This is a genomic window from Streptomyces sp. NPDC054840 (assembly GCF_053611065.1).
Map to the genome: position 1 here is coordinate 1 of NZ_JBSGZP010000537.1, position 5,240 is coordinate 5,240.

Consider the following 5,240-nt stretch of genomic DNA (forward strand, 5'->3'; position numbering starts at 1 on the left):
CTAGCAAGGTGGCGACCCTGCCGACGAGGCCGATCACGCTTCGGGGCGGCGACGGTTCGGTCACGTTTCCTCCAGGATCCCCCGGACGCGGAGCGTGGCCTGCAGAACGGTGACCGCGCGCCCCGTGAGGAGGACCCGGTTCGCGTGGAGCGCGATCCCGACCTGCCCGGGGCGTCCCGCGTCCCGCAGCCCGTACGGCACGGGGCCTCGGGCCGGATTCCCACGGCGTCGGCGAGGCCGGCGGGTACCGGAACCTCGGTGGCGGGGGCGGCTCAGGAACCGCGCGGGGCCGCTGTACGGAGCAGCCTCCGGCCGAAACCGTCGCGCGGCCGCGGCCGACGTGTCGAAATGGGAAGCACGGCTCCGACGTCCCCTACGAAAGGCTCCCACCCCGACCCCCGACCCCGACCCTGACCCCGATCCGACCCCGATCCGATCCCGACCCCGGTCCCACCACGGGTCCGGTCCCGGAGCCGCCGCGCAGAACAGAAGGAGTGGCACCCCATGAAGTACATGCTGATGGTTCTCGGTAAGCAGTCCGACTACGACGCCATGGGCGGTGCCGCGAACAGCGACACCCCCGGATGGTCCGAAGCCGACCTCAAGGCGATGTTCGACTACATGGGCGCCCTCAACGACGACCTCGCCGAGTCGGGGGAGTGGGTCGACGGACAGGGCCTGGCAGCCCCCCGCCACGCCCGCCTGGTCACCGCGGCCGCCGACGGCAGTCCCGTGGTCTCCGACGGACCGTACGGGGAGGCCAAGGAGGTGCTCGCCGGGTACTGGATCGTCGACGTCGCGGACTTCGACCGCGCCGCCGAGATCGCCGCCCGCGCCTACGCCTGCCCGGTGCCGGAGGGCGCCCCCCACTACCCGGTCGTCGTGCACCCCGTCGACAGCCGCTCGGGGACCGAGATGTGCTGAGCGACCCGGACCCCGCGCCCGACCCCGCGCCCACCCCCGCGAGCGAGGACCTGCTGCGCCGACTGGCGCCGCAGGTTCTCGGCGCGCTCGTCCGCCGCTACGGGCACTTCGACGCGGCCGAGGACGCGGTACAGGAGGCCCTGCTCGCCGCCGCCCGGCAGTGGCCCGAGGAGGGCCGCCCGGCCAATCCCCGCGGCTGGCTGATCCGCGTCGCCTCCCGCCGGCTCACCGACCAGCTGCGCAGCGAGGACGCGCGCCGACGCCGCGAGGAGACGGCCGTCGCGCTGCCCCCGCGCGACGAGTTCGTGGCCCCGCCGCCGGGGGAGCGCGGGGCGCCCGACGAGGACGACACCCTCGCCCTGCTCTTCCTCTGCTGCCACGCCGAACTGCCTCCCGCAGGCCGGATCGCCCTCACCCTGCGCGCGGTCGGCGGCCTCACGACCGCCGAGATCGCCCGCGCCCTCCTGGTGCCCGAGGCCACGATGGCCCAGCGGATCACCCGGGCGAAACGGCGCGTCAAGGCCTCCGAGGCCCCGTTCGGCATCAGGCCGGGAGGTACCGACGGCAACGGCGGGAGCGACGGGATCGGACCGGCAGCGGCCGAGAACCATGCGGTACGGCTCGCCGACGTGCTCCACGTGCTCTATCTGATCTCCAACGAGGGCTACACCGCCACCGCGGGCCGTGATCTGCAGCGCGCCGACCTCGCCGCCGAGGCGATCCGCCTCACCCGCGCCGTCCACGCACAGCTCCCGGCCGACGGCGAGGTGTCCGGCCTGCTGGCCCTGATGCTGCTCACCGACGCCCGCCGGGCCGCCCGCACCACGCCCGACGGCGACCTGGTCCCCCTCGCCGACCAGGACCGTACGCGGTGGGACCGCACCGCCATCACCGAAGGCGTCGCGCTGGTCAGCGACGCCCTCACGCGCGCGCCGCTGGGCCCGTACCAGGTGCGCGCCGCGATCGCGGCCGTGCACGACGAGGCGGCGAGCGACGAGGACACCGACTGGGCGGAAATCCTCGCCCTGTACGAGGTACTGATCCACCTGGTCCCCGGCCCGCTGGAGCGCCTGGGCCACGCGGTCGCGGTGGCCATGGTGCACGGGCCGCGGCGGGCCCTGGCCCTGCTCGCCGACCTGGACGAGGACGAGCGCCTGGCGGGCCACCACCGGCTCGAAGCCGTACGGGCCCACCTGCTGGAGATGGCGGGCGAGCGGGCGGCGGCGCGGGCGGCCTACGCGAAGGCGGCCGGTCTCACGCTCAGCATTCCGGAGCGCCGCTACCTCCGCTTCCGGGCCGCCCGGCTGGCGCAATGAGCGGGACGAGACCCGCTCCGGGGGCGTCCGCATGACGGACATGGTCCACCGTTGTCAGAGGTGCCGCCTACTCTTGATCACGTGAGCCCGACCTCCGACGACCAGCTCGTCCCCGTCCCCGAACGATCCCTCGCCGACATCAACGCCGACATCCGCCGCCTCTTCGCGCGCGCCGAGGGCCGCCTCTCCGACGCGGAGCGGATCCGCCACGCCGCCCTGCTGGGCGAGTGGGCCTCCGCGATACGCGCGTCGGTGGTCCCGGCCGCGTAGCGGGCCCGCCCCGGCCGGCCCGGCCCTGCGCGGTCGTGCCGCACCGGTTCATGCCGCACCGGTGCATGCCGCACCGATGATTTCGGCGTCCGGCGCCAGGCGGCAGTCTTCCTGCGAGCATCCGCGTCCGAGAAGGTGGGCGATGAGCGACCGGCCCACACGCACCGGGCCGCTACGGCTGAATCGGCCGCATTGGCACCGCCGCCCCCATCTTCCCCGGCACCGGGCCGTTCGCCCTGCTCCTCACCCGTCGGGAGCCGGCCGACCCCGCCCGGCCGCGGTGAGGGGCATGTCCGGACCCACGCCGCCGCCCGCCCCTGACCTACCCGCCCCACGGCCCCTACGTCTGTCGGCCCGCCGCCCCCGCCGCCCGTTCCCGCAGCCCGCGCTTGTCCGGCTTGCCCCGCGCGGTCAGCGGGATCGACCGTTCCCAGAACACCGCGGTCGGCCGGTGCGCCGGTGCCAGGGCCTTCTCCACCAGGTCGCAGGCCTCGGCGGCGAGTCCGGCGCCGGGCTCGTACCCCGCCGCCGGCACCAGGAAGGCGCACACCTCCTCGCCGGTGAGATCGCTGTGCCGCCCCACCACCACGGCCCGGGCGACCGCCGGATGCCGGGCCAGCGCGGCCTCGACGGGCACGCAGTACACGTTGTCCCCGTGGACCATCACCACGTCGTGGATCCGGTCGTCCAGGAACAGGTAGCCGTCGGCCCCGAAGTGTCCGAGGTCCCCCGTCCGCAGCCAACCGTCCCGCACTACACCCGCGGTCAGTTCGGGCCGGCCCCAGTACCCGGTCATCATCGCCGCCGACCGCATCCACACCTCGCCCGTGCGGCCGGCCGCCACCGGCGCGTCCCGCTCGTCACACACCTTCACCTCCACCCCCGCGACGGGCCGCCCCACCGACGCCAGCAGCTCCGGGTGTCCCTCCACCGCCGCGTCGTGGTCGGCGGGGGAGAGCCGGCAGATCACCCCCGCCTCGTTCGTGCCGTAGCCCTGCCGCCATCGGCCGCCCCAGAGGGTCACCGCCTCGCGCAGCCGCTCGGGGTGGACGGGCGAATCGCCGTAGGAGACCGCCTGCAGCCCGGGCACACCGTGGGTGGTCGCCGGGTCGTCCAGCAGCCGGTACACCATCGAGGTCGTCAGGTAGGTGGCCACCGGCGCCAGACGCCGGCAGGCCGCCGAGAATTCCGTAGGCGTGAACGGTTCGAGGATCTCCACCCGCCCCCCGGCCCGCCACTGCTCCAGGCACCGCCCACCGGACCGCTGCGCCAGCGAGGTCACCGACAGGTACACCGACGTCGCCCAGGCCGCCGGTCGTCCGGCGTTCCGCGCCGCCATCGCCGCGAAAGTGGAGGCCACCCCCTTGGGCCGCCCCGTGGTTCCGCCCGTGTACGTCACCCGCGCCACGTCGTCCTCCCGCGCCCGGATCGGCACCGGGCCCGGCTCGCGTTCGGCAGCTCGGCGGAGCAGTTCGGCCAGCCCGAGCCGGGGCGCCCCGGTCCCGGGCACCGGCACATCGTGCACGACCAGGTCCGGCCGGCAGTCCCGCAGGAGGAAGTCCAGCCCGTACAGGGCGGGTCCGGCGAGCACCTGGGTCAGCCGGGCGCCCAGCAGATGCGCGGCGATCCGTACCAGCAGCACCTCCGGCCGGTTCGTACCCGTGACGCAGGCCAGTCCCGAGCCACGCCCGATTCCCGCCCCCGAGAGCACTGCGGCCAGTCGGAAGGCCCCGTCGAGCACCTCCTGGAACCCGAGGACGACCGGGCCGACGCCGAGCGCGGGCCGCCCGGCGTACCGCTCCAACGCCTCTACCAGCGATGTGACATACCGCGCGGCCACCATGGGGGACTGCCTCTCCGCGCCGCTCCGGGACACCGGCATCATGGACGCCATGACGAACGAATCCCGTGCTCGTTCCTTCAGCTCCGCGGCCGCACGCTACGCGGCCCATCGCCCCGCGTACCCGCCCGCGCTCTTCGACACGCTGGCGGAGATGGCCGGCTTTCCGCTGGCGGGAGCACGGGTCGCCGACGTCGGGGCGGGAACGGGAATCGCCACTGCCCTGCTGGAGGCCCGCGGGGCCTTGGTGGTGGGGGTGGAGCCGGGCGAGGGCATGGCGCAGGAGTTCCGGCGCCGCAACCCCGGCATCCCGCTGATCCGCGCGGACGGCAACCGGCTGCCGCTCGCCGCGGGCTGCCTGGACCTGTTGACGTACGCGCAGTCCTGGCACTGGACGGACCCGGCGCACGCCGTCCCCGAGGCCCTGCGCGTGCTGCGTCCCGGCGGGGCCCTGGCGGTGTGGCAGAACGATCCGGACACGGGGGTCGCCTGGATCGCCGATCAGCAGAACCGGATCGAGGAGCGGTTCGGCCCGGGCTGGTACATCAACGAGCGCGCCCTTTCCCAGGAGGGGCTGCGCTTCACCGACCGCCGGCTGGCGTGGTCGCGTCGCGTCCCGGTCGACACGCATCTGGCCAAGCTGTCCACCCACTCCCTGTTCCTCATCGGCGAGCCCGGCACGGACGCCTTCCTGGAGGACGAACGCGCCCTCCTCATGGACCGGTTCCCGGACGGATGGGTGGAGGAGCACTACGTCGTCGAGCTGAGCGTGGCCGTTCGGGGGCGCGAGACCCGCTAACTTGATCTTTAACCCGTGCGGCGTGGGCGAGGGGTCGTCGACTTCTTCGTTTTCGGTTTCGTGGTGTCGGGTTTGCGGACTGTGTGCACGT

At 74.4% G+C, this 5,240-nt stretch carries 5 protein-coding genes; 4 read left to right on the top strand and 1 reads right to left on the bottom strand.

Annotated features, from left to right (window positions below):
* The first annotated feature begins 504 nt into the window (after window positions 1–504).
* From ACWGIU_RS28980 to ACWGIU_RS28990, 3 genes are all read left to right on the top strand, one after another.
* Window positions 505–924, top strand: a complete 420-nt coding sequence (locus ACWGIU_RS28980) for a YciI family protein (protein ID WP_453710673.1) — start codon at window positions 505–507, stop codon at window positions 922–924.
* Window positions 918–2,240 carry an RNA polymerase sigma factor gene (locus ACWGIU_RS28985; RefSeq protein WP_453710675.1) on the top strand — a complete coding sequence of 441 codons (1,323 nt, stop codon included), beginning with the start codon at window positions 918–920 and terminating at the stop codon, window positions 2,238–2,240. The genes ACWGIU_RS28980 and ACWGIU_RS28985 overlap by 7 nt, the downstream gene beginning before the upstream one ends.
* A gap of 81 nt (window positions 2,241–2,321) precedes the next feature.
* Entirely contained in the window at window positions 2,322–2,510 is a 189-nt protein-coding gene (locus ACWGIU_RS28990) for a hypothetical protein (protein WP_453710677.1), read from the top strand.
* 340 nt (window positions 2,511–2,850) lie between these two features.
* Here ACWGIU_RS28990 and ACWGIU_RS28995 read toward each other — a convergent pair whose 3' ends face one another.
* Window positions 2,851–4,404: an AMP-binding protein gene (locus ACWGIU_RS28995; protein ID WP_453710679.1), complete on the bottom strand. Its 1,554-nt coding sequence runs from the start codon at window positions 4,402–4,404 to the stop codon at window positions 2,851–2,853.
* On the opposite strand from ACWGIU_RS28995, the gene ACWGIU_RS29000 reads away from it, so the two are divergent.
* Window positions 4,403–5,149: a class I SAM-dependent methyltransferase gene (locus tag ACWGIU_RS29000; RefSeq protein WP_453710681.1), complete on the top strand. Its 747-nt coding sequence runs from the start codon at window positions 4,403–4,405 to the stop codon at window positions 5,147–5,149. The genes ACWGIU_RS28995 and ACWGIU_RS29000 overlap by 2 nt on opposite strands.
* Window positions 5,150–5,240 lie beyond the last annotated feature (91 nt).